Raw genomic sequence first — 274 nt, forward strand, 5'->3', positions numbered from 1 at the left:
GGAACCGTTCGAAAACGTCACCATCGACATCCCTGAAGATTCCCAGGGCAAGGTCATGGAAGAAATGGGCCTGCGTAAGGGCGACCTGAGCAACATGGTTCCGGATGGCAAGGGCCGTGTACGCCTGGAATACAACATTCCAGCCCGTGGTCTGATCGGTTTCCGTAACCAGTTCCTGACCCTGACCAACGGTGCAGGCATCCTGACCTCGATCTTCGATCGCTACGCTCCGATGAAGTCCGGCCACATGTCCGGCCGTCAGAACGGCGTACTG

General features: G+C 57.7%; 1 pseudogene. It reads left to right on the plus strand.

Annotated features, from left to right (window positions below):
- Window positions 1-274 (plus strand): annotated as a pseudogene (locus R0J88_RS20035) (translational GTPase TypA); the annotation flags it as partial.

It is taken from the genome of Pseudoalteromonas sp. SIMBA_162, assembly GCF_046535955.1.
Classification (GTDB): Bacteria; Pseudomonadota; Gammaproteobacteria; order Enterobacterales; family Alteromonadaceae; genus Pseudoalteromonas; species Pseudoalteromonas marina.